The 20,331-nt window shown below is 72.6% G+C and carries 7 protein-coding genes; all 7 read left to right on the top strand.

Going from position 1 to position 20,331, the window contains the following annotated elements; genetic code table 11:
- Window positions 1-145 precede the first annotated feature (145 nt).
- The 7 genes from DVA86_RS18120 to DVA86_RS18090 all read left to right on the top strand — a co-directional run bounded on the left by DVA86_RS18120 (window position 146) and on the right by DVA86_RS18090 (window position 20,273).
- Entirely contained in the window at window positions 146-8,989 is an 8,844-nt protein-coding gene (locus tag DVA86_RS18120) for a type I polyketide synthase (protein WP_208879664.1), read from the top strand.
- A complete protein-coding gene (locus tag DVA86_RS18115) occupies window positions 8,986-13,338 on the top strand; it encodes a type I polyketide synthase (protein WP_208879663.1) in 4,353 nt (1,450 codons plus the stop codon). The genes DVA86_RS18120 and DVA86_RS18115 overlap by 4 nt, the downstream gene beginning before the upstream one ends.
- A 53-nt stretch (window positions 13,339-13,391) precedes the next feature.
- Window positions 13,392-15,122, top strand: coding sequence for an NAD(P)/FAD-dependent oxidoreductase (locus DVA86_RS18110; protein WP_245996743.1), 1,731 nt, complete (start codon window positions 13,392-13,394; stop codon window positions 15,120-15,122).
- Window positions 15,123-15,205: 83 nt separating this feature from the next.
- Complete coding sequence (locus tag DVA86_RS18105) at window positions 15,206-16,876, top strand: NAD(P)/FAD-dependent oxidoreductase (RefSeq protein ID WP_281279306.1); 1,671 nt, start codon at window positions 15,206-15,208, stop codon at window positions 16,874-16,876.
- 75 nt (window positions 16,877-16,951) lie between these two features.
- On the top strand, window positions 16,952-17,470 hold the full coding sequence (locus tag DVA86_RS18100; protein WP_245997659.1) for a flavin reductase family protein: 519 nt from the start codon (window positions 16,952-16,954) through the stop codon (window positions 17,468-17,470).
- 5 nt (window positions 17,471-17,475) lie between these two features.
- On the top strand, window positions 17,476-19,275 hold the full coding sequence (locus DVA86_RS18095; RefSeq protein ID WP_208879660.1) for a fatty acyl-AMP ligase: 1,800 nt from the start codon (window positions 17,476-17,478) through the stop codon (window positions 19,273-19,275).
- Entirely contained in the window at window positions 19,272-20,273 is a 1,002-nt protein-coding gene (locus DVA86_RS18090) for a beta-ketoacyl-ACP synthase III (protein WP_208879659.1), read from the top strand. Before DVA86_RS18095 ends, DVA86_RS18090 begins: the two co-directional genes overlap by 4 nt.
- The last annotated feature ends 58 nt before the right edge of the window (window positions 20,274-20,331 follow it).

Below are 20,331 nucleotides of genomic sequence, written 5' to 3'. Positions count from 1 at the left end.
GTCAGTGCCGCGCACTATCCGTATCCGCCGTCTCCACTCGCCTTCAAGGGCGCTTCGAGTGCCTGCTCACACACTGTGTACAAGCGTCATGCTGCGCGAATTACCGGTCGAAGCGCACACCGTCGTCGGTCGACAAGGAGGAATAATGGTCTCCAGTGACGGAGAGGCCGTCGCCATCGTTGGCGCGGGATGCCGTTACCCCGGCGGTGGTGAAGGCGTTGACGGATTCTGGCAGTTGCTCCGCGATGGCACCGACGTGATTTCCGAGGTGCCCAGGAGCCGCTGGGACCTGGACCGTTACTACGACGCGGACCCGGACGCGCCGGGCGCCATGTACACGCGGTGGGGCGGCTTCCTTCCCGACATCGAGCGGTTCGACGCGGAGTTCTTCGGCATCGCGCCCCGCGAGGCGCGGCAGATGGACCCCCAGCAGCGGCTGCTGCTCGAGGTCGCCTGGGAGGCGCTCGCCGACGCCGGCATCGTGCCCGGCACGCTGGCCGGCAGCCGTACGTCCGTGTTCACCGGCGGCCTCGGCGTGGACTACTTCCTGCGGCACGCCCGGGACGCGGGCATCGGCTTGATCGACCCCTGGTACGCGACCGGCAAGGAGACCAGCTTCGTATCCGGGCGGCTGTCGTACCTGCTGGGAGCGCACGGCCCGAGCCTCTCCCTGAACACGGCCTGCTCCTCCTCGCTCGTCGCCGTCCACCTGGCCCGGCAGTCGCTGCTGACCGGTGAGTCGGACGTCTCGCTCGTCGGCGGGGTCAACCTGCTGCTGTCGCCCGAGCTGACCGTGTTCATGTGCAAGGCCGACGCGATGTCACGGGACGGCCGGTGCAAGGTCTTCGACGCGTCCGCCGACGGCATCGTCCGCAGCGACGGGTGCGCCGTCCTCGTGCTCAAGCGGCTCGGCGACGCGCTCGCCGACGGCGACGACGTGCTCGCCGTGATCCGCGGCTCCGCCGTCAACCACGACGGGCACAGCGCCGGCCTGACCGTGCCCAACGCGCTCGCGCAGCAGAGCCTGCTGCGCGAGGCCCTGGAGCAGGCGGGGACCGCCCCGCACGAGGTGGGCTACGTGGAGGCCCACGGCACGGGCACGCCCCTGGGCGACCCGATCGAGGTCTACGCGCTCGGGGAGGTGCTGGGCAAGGGCCGCCCGGCCGGTGCGCCGCTCGTCGTCGGCTCGGTGAAGACCAATCTCGGTCACACCGACGCGGCCGCGGGGCTGACCGGACTGCTCAAGGCGGCCCTGGTCGTACGGTACGGACTGGTCCCCCCGCACCTGCATCTCACCGAGCCCAACGCGAACATCGACTGGGACGGTGCCGGCATCCGCCCGGCGCCCGCCACGGGCCTGCTGCCCTGGCCCGGAGCCGCCGACCGCGCGCGCGTCGCGGGCGTGAGCGCGTTCGGCCTCAGCGGCTCGAACGCCCACGTGATCGTGGAGTCCTCGCCGGACCCCGAGCCCGTCGCGGCCGGGGAGGGCGCCTGCCCGCCCCGGCAGCTGCTGCTGCCGGTGTCCGCCCGGACCGGCAGTGCCCTGCGCGAGCTCGTACGCGCTCACCGCGACCGGCTGCGCGCACTGGACGGTGACCCGGAGGCGGACCTGCCGCTGTACGCCGCCACCGCGGCGGCCCGGCGTACGCACCACGACGGGGCGCGGTTCGCGGTGACGGGCACCACCGCCGTCGAACTCGCCGACGCGCTCGACGGCGCTCTGGAGGACGGCGGCCTGGCGGGCGACGACGAGGGAGCCGCGGACGGCTCCCGGCGGTCCGTGTGCTTCGTCTTCTCGGGCCAGGGCGGCCAATGGCCGGGCATGGGCCGGGTGCTGTACGAGGACGAGCCCGTCTTCCGGGCGGCGCTGGAGGAGTGCGACGAGCTCGTCCGCGCGGAGGCGGGCTGGTCCGTCCTCGCCGAACTGGAGGCGTCCGAGGACGACTCGAGGCTGGCCGAGACCGAACGCGCCCAGCCCGTCGTCTACGCGGTCCAGGTCGCGCTCGCCGCACTGTGGCGGTCGTGGGGCATCGAGCCGTCGGCCGTGGTCGGGCACAGCATGGGCGAGATCGCGGCGGCCCGCGTCGCCGGGGCGCTCACGCCCGAGGACGCGGTACGGATCATCGTGCGGCGCGGCCGGCTGCTCCAGGCGGCGGCGGGCCGCGGGCTGATGGCCTCGGTGGCGCTGCCCGAGGACGAGGTGTCCGCGCTGGTGGCGCCGTACGGGCAGGCACTGTGCGTGGGCGCCGTCAACGGTCCCCGCTCGACCGTCGTGTCCGGTGACCCGGACGCCGTGGAGGAGTTCGTCACGGGACTGCGCGAGCGTGGCGTCAACTGCACCACGGTGCCCGGCGAGTACGCGTTCCACAGCCCGCAGATGGCACCGTACGGCGCCGAACTCGCCGCGTGCCTCGCCGGCATACGTCCCCGCACCCCCGAAGTGCCGCTGTTCACCACCACGCCGGGCCGGTCAGGGGCGCGCGCGCCGGGCCCGGTGGCGGTCACGGACGCGGAGCACTGGGCGCGGAACGTGACGGAGCCGGTCCGGTTCTCCGACGCCGTCGGACAGCTGCTGGAGGCCGGGCACCGCACGTTCGTGGAGATCGGGCCGCATCCGGTGCTGGCCCTGCCGCTGACCCAGCAGCTGGAGGAGGCGGAACTGGCCGGAGTCGTCGTGCCGTCGCTGCGCCGCGGAGCGGACGACGCCCAGACGACCCGCTCGTCGCTGGGCGTCCTCTACGCGCACGGGTTCGACGTGCGCTGGGACGCCGTCTGCCCGGCACCGAAGGGCGTCAGCAAGGCCCTGCCCCGCTATCCGTGGCAGGGCGAGAGGCTCTGGTTCGAGACGGCCGGGCCGGGGGAGAGGCCCGCCGGACTCGACGGCATAGTCGACGCCGGCGGGGTGACCGGGGAGCTGCGCTTCTTCGACGAGTCGGGACGGCTCGTCGCCCAGGCCGCCGGGCTGCGGCTGTCCAGGGCGGCGGACGGGGTGCCGGCCGTCGCCGACGGGAGCAACGGGGCCGCAGCGACGGCCGCGTACGCCGGTCAGGGCACAGGGATCGGCCAGGCGAACGGCGGCTCACCGAACGGCAGTGCCGGTAACGGCAGTTCACCGAACGGCAGCGCCGGTAACGGCAGCCCCGGTGACTGCGGTCCGGCGACCGCGGCCCCTGCACCCGCACCCGCACCCGCACCCGGCCGCGCGGAGTTGGCCTCCCGTACGGCCGACGCCGTCGCACGCGTGCTGGGCTTCGCCGGCGGGAGCGCGGTGAAGCGCGGCCAGGGCTTCGCCGAACTCGGCATGGACAGCCTCGGGGCCGTGGAACTGGCGAAGACCCTGGAGCGGGCCTTCGGGATCAAGCTGGCCAAGACAGTGGCGTTCGACCACCCCACGGTGGACCAACTCGCCGCGCACCTCGAAAGGTGTCTGCCGGCCGTGCCCGCGCCGGACACCGCGGAGCAGCCGGCTCAGCCGTCGGCGGACCCGCCCGTAGAGGCCGCCGGACAGCCCGCGCGCGGCGGCACGGACCGTGCGGGCTTCGAGCCCATAGCGGTGGTCGGCGTGGGCTGCCGGTTCCCCGGCGGCGTACACGGACCCGGCAGCTACTGGCAGTTGCTGCGCGACGGTGTGGACGCCATCGGTCCGGCGCCCGCGGAGCGGTTCCCCGGCAACGCGGTGTGGCACGGCGGGTTCATCGAGGACGTGGACCGCTTCGACGCGCCGTTCTTCCGGCTCTCGCCGCGCGAGGCGAAGGTCACCGACCCGCAGCAGCGGCTCTTCCTGGAGGTCGCCTGGGAGGCGCTGGAGCACGCCGGCCAGCCGCCGTCCGCGCTGGCGGGAACCCGTACCGGGGTGTTCCTCGGCATGAACTCCACCGACTACGCGCAGATCGTCACCAGCCACCCCGACAACGTCGACGCCTTCTACGGCACCGGCAACTCCTTCACGGCCGCCGCCGGCCGCTTCTCCTACCTGCTGGGGCTGCACGGCCCGAGCCTTGCCGTGGACACCGCCTGCTCCTCGTCGCTGGTGGCAGTGCACCTGGCGGTCGCCAGCCTGCGGTCCGGCGAGAGCGACATCGCCCTCGCCGGCGGCGTCAACCTCATCCTCAGGGACACCATCCACCGCGCGTCCAGCGCCTCGGGAGCGCTCGCGGCCGACGGCCGGTGCAAGACGTTCGACGCCTCCGCCGACGGCTACACCCGCGGCGAGGGCTGCGGCGTGGTCGTGCTCAAGCCCCTGTCGCGTGCCGTGGCCGACGGTGACGACGTGCTGGCCCTGGTGCTCGGCTCCGCGGTCAACCAGGACGGGCCCAGCAGCGGCCTCACCGTTCCGTACGGCCCGGCGCAGGAGGAACTGCTGCGCACCGCCCTGGCCGACTCCCGCGTCGGGCCGGGTGACATCGGCTACGTGGAGGCGCACGGCACGGGCACGCCCCTGGGCGACCCGATCGAACTCCAGGCGCTGGGCAGCGTGCTGGCGGAGCGGGGCGAGGCCGCCTCCTGCCTGGTGGGGTCGGTGAAGACCAACATCGGCCATCTGGAGGCCGCTTCCGGGATAGCCGGAATGATCAAGACCGTACTGGCCCTGCGGCACCGTGAGGTACCGCCGCACCTGCACTTCGACGAGCCGAGCCCTGACATCCCGTGGACGGAGCTGCCCTTCGAGGTGCCCGTACGGCCGACGGAGTGGAAGGCGGACGGCACCCGGAGGGTCGCCGGGGTGAGTGCCTTCGGCTTCAGCGGCACCAACGCACACGTGGTGCTCGCCGAGGCGCCCGAAGGCCCGCCGGCGCCCGGTGAAACGGCGCCCGGTGAACCGGCGGACGAGCGGACCGCCGGGCCGGTGGGAGAGGCGTACGTGCTGCCCGTCTCGGCCGCCACCGGGGCCGCGCTGAAGGACCAGGCCCGCGCCTACCGCGAACTGCTCAACGGGCCCGGCCCCGACGGCTCACCCCTGGACCTGGGAGGGCTCACGTACACCGCCGCGCTGCGCCGCAGCCACCTCGACCACCGGCTCGTGGTGACCGGCGGGGACCGTCACCAACTGGTGGAGCGGCTCGACGACTTCGTGGCGGGACGGGAAGGGCCGGGCCTCGCAAGCGGTCACGCGAGCGGCGGCCGGCGGCGCGGGCCCGTGTTCGTCTTCTCCGGGCACGGCTCCTACTGGCCCGGGGTCGGCAGGCGGCTCGTGACGGCCGAACCCGTGTTCCGCGAGGCGGTCGAGCGCTGCGACGCGGAGCTGAGCGCCCACCTGGACTGGTCCGCGGCGGCCGTGCTGGCCGAAGGGAAGGAGCCCGCGAACGAACTCGACCAGCAGATCCTGCAGTTCGCCCTCCAGTACGCCCTGACGGAACTCTGGCGCGCGCAGGGCCTCGAACCCGCCGCCGTGGTCGGGCACAGCATGGGCGAGGTTTCGGCGGCGCTCTGCGCGGGCGCGCTGGATCTGCCGCAGGCGGCGGCCGTGATGCTGCAGCGCACCCGGCTGCTCGAGGACCTCAAGGGCAAGGGCGGCATGGCCGTTGTCGGGCTGGACGCCGAGCAGACCGAAGCGGAACTGCTGGAGTTCGCGGACCGGCTGTACGTCTCCGTCGTCAACAGCTACCGCTCGACGGTGATTTCCGGCGACTCGGCCGCGCTGGAGGAGTTCGGGAGCCGGATGAAGGCGCGGAACATCTTCTTCCGCGAGGTGGCGGCGGGCGGCCCCGCGCACAGCCCGGCCGTCGAACCGCTGCGCCGGCGGCTGGTCGAGGAACTGGCGCCGCTGGTACCGGCGGCGCCGCGGCTGCCGTTCCACTCCTCGGTCACCGGTGCGGTCCTCGACGTACCGGCGGACGCCGAGTACTGGGGGCGCAACCTGCGGCAGCCCGTACGGTTCGCCGCCGCCGTACGGTCCCTCATCGCCGAGGGCCACGACACCTTCGTCGAACTGTCGCCGCACCCCCTCCAGCTCACCCCCATCGGGCACGAGCTGGAGGCGGCCGGTGTCACGGACGGCGTCCTGGTGCCCTCCCTGCTCCGGGACACGGACCCCGTGCTCGCCGTGACGACCGCCTTCGGGGCGCTGCACGCCGCCGGCTTCCCCGTCGACTGGCACCGGCGGCACCCGGGCGGCGGGCGGCTCACGGCAACGCCCCGGTACGCGTGGCAGCACAAGCGGTACTGGGTCGACCAGGAGGACGGCGCCGCGGAGGCGAGGCCGGCGGGCCGTCACCCCCTGCTCGCCCGCGAGTTCCGCACCGCGGGCGGCGCGTCCCGGCGGGTCGTCGAGGCGGACCTGGACGCGGAACTGGCTCGCGCGCTCGGCGTCGTACCGAACGCCGAAGGGGGCGGTGACCCGGCCTGCGGCGGTCTGAGGCTGCCGTCCGCGGCGTGGCTGGAGATGGCGCTCGCCGCGGTCTCCGACGGGGGCCGCCCGTACGGGCTCCAGGAGGTACGGTTCGCCCGCCCCCACGTCATGGCGCCGGAGACGCGCGGCGTCGCCCAGCTCAGCCTCGCGCCGGAGCCGTGCGGCGCGTTCGGATTCGAGGTGCACGCGCGTGACGGCGCGGCGGACGCGCCGTTCCGCGAGATCGGCTCCGGCCGGGCGACGCCGGTCTCCGCACGTCCGCGCGGCGACGGCCCTCCGCCCGCGGCGGCCGGGCCCGGCGGGGACGGCGCCGCCCCGCACGGCCACGAGGAGGCCGGCGCCGCCGTCGAGGAGTGGGTGGCGGCGATCTCGCCGACGCTCCGTGCGGCCTCCGTACGCCGGGGGCCGGACACCGTCGAGGTGGACGTCGACTGCGGCCCGCCGGGCCTGCGCTGGCGGCTGCGTCCCGACCTGCTGGAGGCCGCGCTGCGGCTGCCGGAGCTGCTCCCGGACGCCACGGGTGCCGCAGAGGGCGCAACGCCCCTGATGCCGGGGCGGATCGGGGCGGTCACGGTGTACGGCGAGCCCGGCGACCGGGTACGGATCACCGCCCGCCGAGCCGCGGACACACCCGGCGACCTGTGCGCGGACGTCTGGCTGTCCGCACCGGACGGCACGCTCCTCGCCGAACTGCGGGGCACGGTTCTGACGCCCGCCCCCGGGCGGGTGCCCGGCGCGGAGGAGCGGCAGCAGGTGGCCGACAGCCTCTACCGGATCATGTGGCAGGAGAGCCCGCGGCCCGTACCGGAGGCCGTGCCGGAGACCGCGCGGGACGGCGAGTCCCGGGCCGGGCAGGGCGGCGGCGCCGACGGCGCGTCGGGGGGCTGGCTGCTGCTGGCCGACCGCGGCGGCGTGGCCGAGGCGCTCGCGGAGGAGCTGCGGGCGCGCGGCGGAACCGTACGGCTGCTCACGGCCGACGACGGTCACTCCCGCGACCGGATCACCGAGGAACTCGCCGCGCTGCACCGGGCGGAGGGCTGCAGGGGCGTGCTCCACCTGACCGCGCTCGACCTGCCGGACGGAACACCCGTGGAGGCCGACCTGGCCGCCACCGCCGCCGTCACCGCCTCCGTACCGGAAGTCGCCGCCGCGACGGCCGCCGCGGGCGGCCCGGTCCGGGTGTGGTACGCCACCCGGGCCGCGACGACCGTGGGGCCGGAGGAGGCGTCGGCGCCGCTGCGGGCGCCCGTGTACCGCATGGCCGGAGTGACGGGAGTGGAGCAGCCGGCCGCATGGGGCGGCGTACTGGACCTGGATCCGTACTCCTCCGGGCCCGGCGAGGACGCCGCCGCGATCCTGGACGAACTGCTCGCCGACGACGGCGAGGACCACGTGGCGCGCCGTGGCGACCGCCGCCTCACCGCCCGTGTCGCCCGCTGCGCCGCTCCGGCGCCGGTCCTGGAGCCGGTGGCGCTGCGCGCCGACCGTACCTACGTGGTGGCGGGCACGGACAGCGAACTCGCCGGCACGGTCGTCGAGTGGCTGACGGCACGCGGCGCGGGACGGGTGGAGGTGGTCGGAGCCCTCGACGGCCCGGCCCTCACCGTCTCGGGCGCCGTGACGCGGACCGTCAAGGATGCCGCGGAGCGCGGCACTCCGGTGGCCGGGGTGGTCTGGCTGGGCGTCGACTGGGACCTGGACCCGCCCGACGCGCCGGCCCCGGACCCCGAGCGGACCGCCGCGTTGCTGGCGGGCCGAGGCCTGGGCGGCTGGCTGCTGCACGACATCTGCGCCCAACAGGGGGTGCGGCTGGACCACTTCCTGATCTTCACCTCCGTCGCCGCCCAGTGGGGCGCGGCCGGAGCGGCGCGGCAGGCGGCCGCCGACGGCCTGCTCGGCGCGCTGGCCGAGCACCGGCGTGCCCTGGGCCTCCCGGTGGCCCACATCGCCTGGGCGCCGTGGGACGGGGTGGGGGAGTTGAGCGAGGAGAGCCGCGCCCTGCTCGTACGGAGCGGGCTGCAGCCGGTCGTTCCGGAGACGGGACTGCTGCTGCTGGACCACGTCACGGCCGGGGCCGACCCGGTGGTGGCCGCCGCGCAGGTGGACTGGAGCCTGCTGCTGCCGCTCTACCAGCAGGCGCGGCCCTGGCCGCTGTTCGCCGGGATGGCCGCGGCGGACGGCGCGGCACAGGGCGACGCCGAGCAACTCCTCGTGCGGCTACGCTCGCTGGACGCCGACGCGCGCGGCCACCTCCTGCTGGAGTGCGTGCTGACGGAGGCGTCGGTCGTACTCGGCATGGACGGTCCGGACGACCTGGAGCCGCAGCAGGGCTTCTTCGAGACCGGCATGAGCTCCGTTACCTCGCTCGAGCTGAAGGTACGGCTGGAACGCCGGTTCGGCTGCGAGCTGCCGGCCACGCTCGCCTTCGAGCAGCCGACCAGTGAAGCCGTGGCCCGCTATCTGGCCGCGGAGGTGCTGGACCTGGCCGACGCAGACGCAGGCGCAGGCACTGACGCAGGCGGTGCGGTCACGGCCCCGGCCACGGCTCCGGGCGCGGACGCCGGGGACGACGAACTCCTCGCACTTCTGGACCGAGAGATCACCGCAGCCAACAACCTGATCGACGGGAGCCCGTCATGACGTCGCCGGTACCCAGCGAGGAGACGCCCGACTACCGGACCAAGCTCGTACAGGCGCTGGGGACGATCTCCAGCCTGCGTGCGGAGCTGGAGAGCCGCAAGGACACGGCGAACGAGCCGATCGCGCTCATCGGAGTCGGCTGCCGCTTCCCGGGCGGTGCGGAGACCCCGGACGGGATGTGGCGGGTCCTGCGGGACGGCATCGACACGGTCGGGCCGTTCCCGGCGGAGCGCTGGGACGCGGCCCCCTACTACGACCCCGATCCGGAGGCCCCGGGCAAGGCGTACGTCCTCGACGGCGGGTTCGTCGGGGATGTGGACTCCTTCGACGCGCAGCTTTTCGGCATCCCGCCCGGCGAGGCACTGGGGATGGATCCGCAGCAGCGGGTGGCGCTCGAAGTGGCGTGGGAGGCACTGGAACGCGCGGGCATCCCGCCGGACTCGCTGGAGGGCAGCAGCACCGGCGTGTACCTGGGCGCCAGCACCAACGACTACGTGCGGATGCGCCAGCAGTTCGGGGCGCGGGAGGCCGTCGACGCGTACCAGCTGATGGGCGAGGCCAGCTTCATCGCGGGCCGCATCTCGTACACCTTCGGCCTGCGGGGCCCGGCCCAGATGCTCGACACCGCCTGCTCCTCCTCCCTGGTGGCGGTGCACCAGGCGTGCCGGTCGCTGCGCGCGGGCGAGACGGACCTGGCGCTGGCGGGCGGCGTGAACCTCATCCTCTCGCCCTTCGGCTACGTGCTGGTCAGCAAGGCGTCCGCGGTCGCACCTGACGGCCGCTGCAAGGCGTTCGACGCGTCCGCCAACGGCTACGGCAGAGGCGAGGGCTGTGGCATCGTCGTCCTCAAGCGGCTGCGGGACGCCGTCGCGGACGGCGACGACATCACGGCCGTCATCCGCGGCTCCGCCCTCAACCACGACGGCCGTGCCAGCGGCATCACGGTGCCCAGCGGAACGGCGCAGCAGGAGGTCATACGGGCGGCGCTGCGGGACGCCCGCATGGAGCCCTCCCGTATCGGCTACATCGAGGCGCACGGCACCGGCACCTCGCTCGGTGACCCCATCGAACTGCGGGCGCTCGACGCGGTGCTCGGCACGGATCGCGAGCCCGGCGACCCCCTGTACGTGGGCTCCGTGAAGACCAACATCGGTCATCTGGAGGCCGCGGCCGGCATCGCGGGCCTGGTCAAGACCGCCCTCGCGCTGCGCGCCGGGGAAATACCGCCCAGCCTGCACTTCCGCGACCCGAATCCGAACGTCGACTGGGACCGGATCGCCCTGCGCGTCCCCACCGCCCGTACGCCCTGGCCCGCCGGCGAGGAGCCGCGCGCCGCCGGCCTCAGCTCCTTCGGAGCCAGCGGAACCAACGCCCACCTGGTGCTGGAGGAGGCGCCGGCGCGGCCGTCCGGCGTGGACCGCACCGCCGAACGCCCTGTCCAGCTGGTGACGTTGACGGCGCGCAGCGAGACCGCGCTGCGCGCGCTGGCGCGGCGCTGGTCGGACCACCTGGACGAGCGGGCCGGAGGGGACGGCGAGCCGGACCTCACCGCCGTCGCGCACACCGCGAACACCCGCCGCAGCCGCCAGCCCAGCCGGACCGCCGTGGTGGCGGCGACCGGTGCCGAACTGGCCGAGCGGCTCGGGCAGGTGGCGGCGGGCGGCGGCCCGCGCGTGCACCGGGCGCTGCCCCGGCACCGGGCGAAGGTCGCGTTCCTCTTCAGCGGTCAGGGCACGCAGTACGCCGGAATGGGACGCGAGCTCTACGACGCGAGGCCGGTCTTCCGTGACGCGCTCGACCGGTGTACGGAGTCGCTGCGGCCGCACCTGGAACGGCCCCTCACCGACGTCCTGTTCGCGTCCGGCGGCGCCGACGGGGAACTGCTGCACCAGACGGCCTACACCCAGCCCGCCCTGTTCGCCGTCGAGTTCGCGCTGTCCGAGCTGTGGCAGTCCTGGGGCGTGCGGCCCGCCGCCGTCATGGGGCACAGCGTCGGCGAGTACGTGGCCGCCTGCGTCGCAGGTGTGCTGGACCCGGAGGACGCGTTGCGGCTGATCGCGGTGCGCTCGCAGCTCATGCAGAGCGTGTCCGAGCCGGGGACGATGATCTCTGTGCCGCTGGACGAGGCGAGCGCGCGGGCGTACCTCGAGGGGCACGCGGAACACGTCTCCGTCGCGGCGGTCAACGGCGTCCGGAACACCGTGCTGTCCGGTGCTTCCGGCGTGGTGGAGGACATCCTCACCCGGCTCGCGGCGGCCGGTGTCGAGGCCAAGCGGCTCAACGTCTCACACGCTTTCCACTCACCGCTGCTCGACCCGGTCCTCGCCGGCCTCGACGAGGCGGCTGCGGACGTACGCTGCCGGCCGCCGCGCGTACCCCTCGTCTCCAACGTCACGGGAGAGCTCGCCGACGACGCCCTGCTCGCGGACGGCGGCTACTGGTCCCGCCACGCGCGGGCGGCCGTACGGTTCCACGACGGCATGCTCAGCCTGCACGAGCTGGGGATCACCGCGTATCTGGAGGTCGGCCCCGGGCGCACACTGCTGGGCCTGGGCTCGGACAGCCTGCCGCAGCCCGAGCTGAACTGGCTCGCCTCGCTGCGCCGCGGCACCGGGGAGGCGGCCCAGACCCTGGACAGCCTCGGCCAGTTGTACGCCCACGGCTGCGCCGTGGACTGGGCACGGGTGGACGGGACGGGGTTCGACGGCCGGCCCGCGCCGTCCGTACAGCCGCTGCCGACGTACCCGTTCCAGCGGAAGACGTTCCTCTTCCCGGTCGCCGCCGGGGAGACCGCCCTGCTCGGGAACCGGCGGGGCCCGGCTGCGGAGGCTGCCGAGCCCGAGCCCGAGCCGGCGCGAGTGTACGAGGAGCTGCGCGGGCTGGAGAAGGAGGAGCGGAACTCCCGGCTCACCGCGTATCTGCGCACCCTGCTCGCCGCGGCGCTGGGCATGGACGAGCAGGAGATCACACCGGACGAGGACGTGATGTCCCTGGCGGTGGATTCGCTGCTGGTGATGGACATCGTCAAGTCGTGCAAGCGGGACCTGGGCGTGGTGGTGTTCGCGGCGCAGTTCTTCGAGCGCCCGACGCTGAACGACTGGGCCCAGCTGCTGGGCCGCCTCCTGGACGGCGAGTCCGGGGAAGGGGAGGAGACCACGCCGATGGCCGTCCCGGCCAACATCAAGCTCGACGTGGACCTCGACGAGAGCATCCGCCCGGAAGGGCCGCACGGCGAGGGCTACCAGGACCCGGAGCACGTACTGCTCACCGGAGCCACCGGCTTCGTGGGCACGTACATGCTGGCGGACCTGCTGCGTACCACCCGCGCCACCGTGCACTGCCTCGTGCGGTGCACGGACGAGGCGAACGGGCTGGACAGACTGCGCGGCAACATGGAGCAGTATCTGCCGTGGCCCGAGGATGAGGCCGACCGCGTACGCGTGGTCCCCGGCGATCTGGGGCGGCCGCTGCTGGGGCTGACGCCGGAGCGGTTCGACGAACTCGCGCACCAGGTCGACTCCGTCTACCACGCGGGCGCGTGGGTGAACTTCAACCACACCTACGAGCAGTTGCGCGCGGCGAACCTGACGGGCACTCAGGAAATACTGCGGCTGGCCTGCCGCGGCCCGCTCACGCCGGTCCACCACGTGTCCAGCTACGGCGTCTGGGGCATGCCCGAGGACGGCCGGCTCGTGATCCGCGAGGACGACGACATCGACGGCGCGGGAAAGCTCGTCAACGGCTATGTGCAGACGAAATGGGCGGCCGAACGGCTCGTACTGCTCGCACGCGAACGCGGCATACCCGTGGACATCCACCGGCCGGGGCGCGTACTCGGCGACTCGCGGACCGGTGCCTGCCTCACGACGCATTTCACGACCCGGATCATCAAGGGCTGTCTTCAGCTCGGCAAGGCGCCCCGGCTCGACATGAAGGTCGAGATGACGCCTGTGGACTACGTCAGTGAGGCGCTCGTCGCCTGCTCCCTGCGGCCGCACGAGTTCGGGGAGACCTATCACCTCGTCAACAGCACCAAGCTGCCGTTCGAGGAGCTGTGCGCGGCGCTGGCCGCCTACGGATACGAGTTCACCGTCGTCGCCATCGAGGAATGGTGGCAGGCGCTCCGGGACAGCTACGCCGAAGAGGAGAACGTGCTGCACCCGCTGATGGACCTGCTCGAGGAGTTCGTCGCCGGCGGTGGTGAAGAGGCGATCGACTACGACCCGACCCACACCCAAGCAGCCCTGCACGGCACCGGAATAGCGTGCCGACCACTGGATGACGATCTGCTGCGCCTCTACTTCGACTGGATGGTGCAGGACGGGTATCTGCCCGAGCCCAAGAGCTGAATGTTCTCGCACACGGCGCCGGCCCCGAGTTCAGGTAACCGATGGAGGCGAAAATGACAGGCAAGACTCCGCAGTACGACGTGGCCATCCTGGGCGCGGGGCTGACGGGTGCGGCGCTGGCCGGCTGTCTGGCGCGCAATGGCGCGAAGGTGCTGATCCTGGATTCCGGTACGCATCCCAGGTTTTCCACCGGGGAGTCCGTGACGCCGTACGCTGCCGTGCTGCTGCGAATTCTCAGCGAACGGTACGGGGTGCCGGAGCTCAGCCTGCTCAGCAATTTCGAGAGCACCCAGGAACGCGTTTCCTCGCACTGCGGCCTCAACCGGACTTCGGGCTACCTCTACCACCGGCCGGGAATGCGGCAGAACCCGGTGGAGAGCGCGCAGTTCTCGCCCGGCAGCCTGTTCCAAGACGGCAGCCACTTCTTCCGCCAGGACACCGACTCCTGGCTGGTGAACACGGCCGTCGCGTACGGAGCCGACATCAGGCAGCAGCAGCGGATCACCGATGTCGCCGTCGGCGAGGACGGCGTCACGCTGTCCACCGGTGACGGGAAGGGCCCCGTGTTCCGGGCCCGGTTCGTGGTGGACACCAGCGGCCCCGCCTCCCCGCTGGCCGACCGTCTCGAGCTGCGCGAGGAGCCCACCCGGCTGCGCCACCGGTCGCGGTCGCTCTACAACCACATGCTCGGCGTGCGGCCGTACGAGGAGACGGTGGCCGCCGGCGACCAACGCGCCCGGGTGCCGTGGAGCCAGGGCACCCTGCACCACCTGTTCGAGGGTGGCTGGATGTGGGTCATCCCCTTCGACAACCACCCCCGCGCCACCAACCCGCTGTGCAGCGTGGGGCTGGTGCTGGACCCGGAGGTGCACCCGGAGCCCGGGTGCTCTCCGGAGGAGGAGTTCCGGTCGTTCGTCGCCCGGTACCCGGACCTCGCGCCGCAGTTCAGGGACGCGCGGCCGGCCCGGGAGTGGACGCGTACCGGCACGCAGCAGTACTCGTCCAAGCAGACCGTGGGCTACCGCTGGTGTGTGACGGGCGCCGCGGCGGGCTACGTCGACGAGCTCCACTCCTGCGGCCTGACGGCGTCCCTGCAGACCGTGGGCGCCCTGGGCTGGCGGCTGCTCGACGCCCTGCGCGCCGACGACTTCGCGGTCGAGCGGTTCAGCGACGTGCAGGAGCTGGAACAGAGCCTGCTGGACTTCAACGACAGCCTGGTGGCCGCGGCGTTCACCTCCACCGCCGACTGGGAGCTGTGGGACAGCTGGTTCCAGGTGTGGTCGCTCGGTCAGCTGCTGGGGCTGCTCGACGCGCGCCTGGCCTTGTCGAAGTACGCGGAGAACCACCGCGCGGAGGAACTGGCCGGACTCGAGCGCTGCGCCCCGGCCGGCGGCATGCCCGACTACCCGCCGCTGCGGGAGCTGTTCACGCGGGCGGAGAGGCTCGTCAGGGACGTACGGACGGGTGACCGCGACCCGCGTGAGAGCGGCCTCGAGCTGATGCGCGTGCTGCGCTCCGCCGACTTCACGCCCCCGGGCTACGGGTTCGGCGAGCCCGGCCGGCGCCACCACGGGATGTCACCGGCGCAGACACTCACAACGCTGCGCTGGGCGAGGAGTTCCCGTGTCCCCGGCGAGATCGGGGCGCTCACCTACGAGGGGCTCACCGCGCTGCTGCGGGACCGCGTCTCGCGGAAGGACGTGGCGCTCAAGGACCAGCTCACCCACGCCGTCGCCGGGCTGCCCCTCGTCGGCCGGCCGCTGCGGGTGTCGGGACCGAAGTGACAGGCCCTCAGCGCGGAGCCCGGAGCGCGGGCCCCGCGGTGACCGTACCGGACCTCCGACTGCCCAACACCGAGGAGTGACCTGTGGACGAAACGCGTGAAACGGACAAGACGATCTACGATGTCGCAATCATGGGCTCGGGCATCGCGGGCTCGATGCTGGGCGCGATCCTGGCCCGCAACAAGGTGAAGGTGCTGCTCATCGACGCGGCCGCACATCCGAAGTTCGCCATCGGCGAGTCCACGATCCCGTACACGCTGGTGGCGCTGCGGACCCTCGCCGACCGCTACGACGTACCCGAGATCAAGACGCTGGCCACGTTCACCAACAGCACCAAGGTGCTGGGCCGCAAGTACGGCATCAAGCGGCACTTCGGCTACCTGCTGCACCACGAGGGCCGCCCCCAGGACCCCAGGGAGGTCAACCAGTTCAACACGCCCCCGTCGCTGCTGCACGAGGCCAGCCACCTCTACCGGCAGGACACGGACGCCTACATGTTCCACACGGCGATCAAGTACGGGGCGGCGAGCAGGCAGCACTTCCGGGTCAGCGACATCGACTTCGACGACAGCGGCGTCACCCTGAGCAGCGCGGAAGGCGAGCAGTACCGCGCCCGCTACGTGGTGGACGCCAGCGGCTACCGCTCCCCCCTGGCGGACAAGTTCGAACTCCGCGAAGAACCCTGCCGCTTCAAGCACCACTCCCGGTCGATCTGGAACCACATGGTCGGAGTGCCCAGGACGGACGACCTCTTCCGGCACTCGGCCAAGGACACCCCGCCGGTGCCCTGGTACGAGGGCACGGTGCACCACATGTTCGAGCGCGGCTGGTTCTGGGTGATCGGCTTCGACAACCACCGCGACTCGCGCAACCCGCTGTGCAGTGTTGGCCTCACGCTCGACCCGCGCCGCTATCCCAAGCCGGCGGACATGACTCCCGAGGAGGAGTTCTACCATCACGCCGCCCGCTTCCCGGACATTCAGCGGCAGTTCGAGGGCGCACGGCCGGTACGCGAGTGGGTCTCCACCGGCCGGCTGCAGTATTCCTCCAAGCGGTGTGCGGGCGACCGCTGGTTCCTGCTGGCTCACGCGGGCGGATTCCTCGACCCGTTGTTCTCCCGGGGGCTGTCCAACACCGCCGAGGCGCTCAACTGCCTCTCCTGGCGGCTGATCGACGCCGCACGGGACGGCGACTGGTCGCAGGAGCGCTTCGAGTACGTCGACCGCCTGCAGCAGGGACTCTTCGACTACAACGACACGCTGGTGAACTCGGCGTTCATCTCCTGGGACGACTACGACCTCTGGACCGCGGTCTTCCGTATCTGGGCCTGGGGCGCGAACACCGGCACGTCCTATCTGCACAACGCCCTCGCCAAATTCCACAAGGACGGCAACGACCAGCATTTCAAGGACCTGGAGGACCCGCCCTACCCCGGTCTCTACTGGCCCAACCACGACGGTTTCAAGAGCCTCTACGACGAAATGGTCGAGCAGTGCGAGGCCTACGAACTGGGCAAGGTGACGGCTCGGGAGGCGGCGGACACGATCTACGCCCATCTGGAACGCGCCAGCTACGTGCCCAATTACTTCGGATTCGCGGAGCGTAAGCAGCGCTTTCTGCACCCCGACCTGAAGTCCATTTCCAAGCTCGTCTACTGGGTGCTGACCGAAGCGGACCCGGCACTCAAGAAGATCATGCTCGAGCACAACAAGGAGACGATGAAGGCGAAGGCGGTCGGCAAAAAGCTCTTCTAGGCCGCCCGTCGGCTTCGGGACCCATCGCAACCGACCGGATGCCCGGTCTCCCGACAGGGGGTATGACAAGTGGACATGGCCAAGGCTGGTCCATCGATGAAGCAGAGCGCGATCCCGCCGGACCCCACTCGTATGCGACAGGTCTGCGGATTATTCACCACCGGGGTCACGGTGGTCACCAGCAACGGCCCGACATGCTGGGCCGGTGCCACCGTGAATTCCTTCACTTCCGTTTCGCTCACACCGCCCCGTGTGCTGTTCTGCCTGCGGCACGATTCGAGTCTGCTGTCCGCCGTGCGCCATTCCGGCAGCTTCGCCGTCAGCATACTGAGCCGGGGGCAGGGCGATATCGCACGCCATTTCGCGGCCCCGGGCCGGGTCGACTTCACCCGTGTCAGCTGCCGTCCGGGTACGGGCGGCGCGCCGCTGGTGGACGGCGCCCTGGGATTTCTGGAATGCGCGGTGACGGACGAGGTTTCGGGCGGAGACCACCAGATCGTCATGGGCGCGGTCACCGGCCTCGGTACGGAGGACAAGCTGGCACCCCTCGCTTTCTACCGTGGTGCGCTCACCGAGCTCGCTGCAGAGAGTTGAGCACGATGACGACTATCAGCGACGCTTTCGTAGCGGGTGCCACGGGACAGCTGTCGAGTCTTCCCGCGGTGCTGCGCGCCCGTGCGGTGAACCAGCCGGACGACACGGCCCATGTGTTCCTGGAGAACGGCGAGCGGCCACGCGACACCGCGACCTACCGGGAACTGCACGAGGCGGCCGGGCGCCGGGCCGCGCACCTGGTCTCCGCGGGCCTCGACGGCGGCACCGCCGTCCTGATGTATCCGGCGGGGCTGGAGTTCGTACGCACCCTCCTCGGCTGCATGTACGCCCGGGTCACCGGAGCGCCCGTACCCGTCCCCAACCGGGAACGCAGCCTGGAGCGCGTGCGCCGGATCGCCGACGACGCGGACACCCTGGTGGTCCTCACCACATCCGAGGTACGCGACGACCTGACGCAGCGGTTCGGGAACTCGCCGCTGCTGGCGGGGCTCACCCTGGTCGCCACGGACACGCTGCCCGCCCGCGGTCCCATGGTGGAGCCCGGGGTGGCGGGCGCACCTGCGCCGGAACCCTCGGACATCGCCCTCCTGCAGTACACCTCCGGGTCCACGGGCTCGCCCAAGGGCGTCATGGTCAGCCACGCCAACTTCCTGGGCAACGTGCACGAGACCGACGCCCTGTGGCCGTGCCGGCCGGACGACGTGTTCATCTCCTGGCTGCCGCACTTCCACGACATGGGCATGCTGTTCGGCATCGTCATGCCGCTGTGGTCCGGCCGCCCCGCGTACCTGATGGCGCCGGAGGCGTTCATCCGGCGCCCGAGCCGGTGGCTGGAGGCGATCTCCCGGTTCCGCGGCACCCACTCGGCGGCTCCGAGTTTCGCCTACGAGCTCTGCGTGCGGGAGGCCGAACGCGGCGAGGTGAGCGGGGAGCTGGAGCTGAGCGCCTGGCGCGTCGCCGCGAACGGCGCCGAACCGGTGCGCTGGGGAGTCATCCAGGACTTCGTACGTGCCTTCGCGCCCCGCGGATTCCGTCCTGAGGCCATGTGCCCCGGCTACGGTCTGGCCGAGAACACGCTGAAGGCCAGCGGCAGCCCGGAGACCACCGAGCCCGCGGCCCTGTGGGTCTCCGCCGAGGCGCTGTACGAGAACCGCGTCGAGCTGCGGCCCGCGCCCGAGCGGCCGGGCGCCGGCTCCGAGGGGGTACTGCCGCTTGTCGGCTGCGGCATCAGCGTCATGGACACCCGGCTGTGCATCGTCGACCCGGCGACGCGGCTGCCGGCCCCGCCGGGGACCGTCGGCGAGATCTGGATCAACGGGCCGTGCGTCGCGGCCGGTTACCGGGGCAGACCCGACGAGAGCCGGGAGACCTTCCGCGCCCGTGTCGCGGGCGACAGCACCGGGAGGACCTTCCTGCGCACCGGTGACCTCGGATTCCTGCACCACGGCGAGCTGTACGTCACCGGCCGTCTCAAGGACGTCATCATCCGCAAGGGCCGCAACTTCTACCCGCAGGACATCGAGCTGTCGGTCGAGAGGTCCGACGCCGGGCTGCGGCCCAACTGCTCCGCGGCCTTCTCGGTGGACGACGGCATGGCCGAGCTGCTGGTCGTGGTCGTGGAGGCGGACGGCCGGGTGCTGCGGAAGCCCGGACCCGAGGTGCTCGCGCAGCGCGTCCGCGCCGCCGTCTACGAGAGCCAGCGGCTGACCGTGGACGACGTGGTGGTCGTACGGCGCGGCTCGCTGCCGAAGACCTCCAGCGGAAAGGTGCAGCGCCGCGCCTGCCGCGACCGCTACGCGAAGGGTGCCCTCAGCGTCGCCGCGCCCGCGGGGAGGGACGGGTGAGCGCCCGGTGGGGCGCCGCGCGCGGTACCGCCGGGGCCCGCATCCTCGGGATCGGTGCGTACCGGCCGGCCCGGTTGGTGGACAACCACGCGCTCAGCGCCCGCATCGACTCGTCCGACGAGTGGATCCGCAAGCGCAGCGGCATCGAGAGCCGGCGCTTCGCCGGCCCCGACGAGACCGTCGTCAGCATGGCCGGAGAGGCCGCCGTGAAGGCGCTCGCGCAGGCCGGGGTCACACCGGACCGGGTGGACGCGGTGCTGGTCGCCTCCATGTCGCACCTCGAGCAAGTGCCCCCGGCCGCCCCTCGCGTGGCCGGGCTGATCGGGGCCCGCGGCGCCGGGGCGATGGACGTCGGAGCGGCCTGCGCCGGCTTCTGCTACGTACTGGCGCTGGGCGACGCCCTGATCCGCGCCGGGACGGCCGAACACGTCGTGGCGGTGGGCGCGGAGAAGATGAGCGACCTCGTCTCCCCGGACGACCGCAGCACCGCGTTCCTGTTCGGCGACGGGGCGGGGGCCGTCGTACTGGGGCCGGACGCGCGCCCGCGTATCGGCCCCGCCGTGTGGGGCGCGGAGGGCGAACGGCACCGGCTGATCGCGTACGACCGGTCCTGGCTCGCGGCGCGGGAGGAGCCGGAGCCGTGGCCGGTGCTGCGGCTGGCCGGGCCGGAGGTCTTCCGCTGGGCGGTGAACACCGTTCCGCGGATCGCACAACGGGCCCTGGACGCCGCCGGGCTCGCGGCCGGCGACCTGGCCGCGTTCATACCGCACCAGGCGAACTCGCGGATCGTCGACACTGCCGCCCGCGAACTGGGGCTGCCGCCCCATGTCGTGATCGCCCGTGACGTCGTCACGTCCGCGAACACCTCGGCGGCGTCCATCCCGCTGGCCATGGACGCCCTCGGCACACGGGGCGAGCTGCCGAGCGGTGGCAAGGCCCTGCTCGTCGGTTTCGGCGCCGGGCTGACCTACGCGGCGCAGGTTGTGGAGCTGCCGTGAGCAAGTGCCGGCGCACGCCCGCCGGGACGGCCGGCCGCGAGGAATGACAGGAGGAGTG

Source organism: Streptomyces armeniacus, from assembly GCF_003355155.1.
GTDB lineage: Bacteria > Actinomycetota > Actinomycetes > Streptomycetales > Streptomycetaceae > Streptomyces > Streptomyces armeniacus.
Note: the sequence above shows the minus strand (reverse complement) of the source record. Positions and strands in the feature narration are given on the sequence as shown.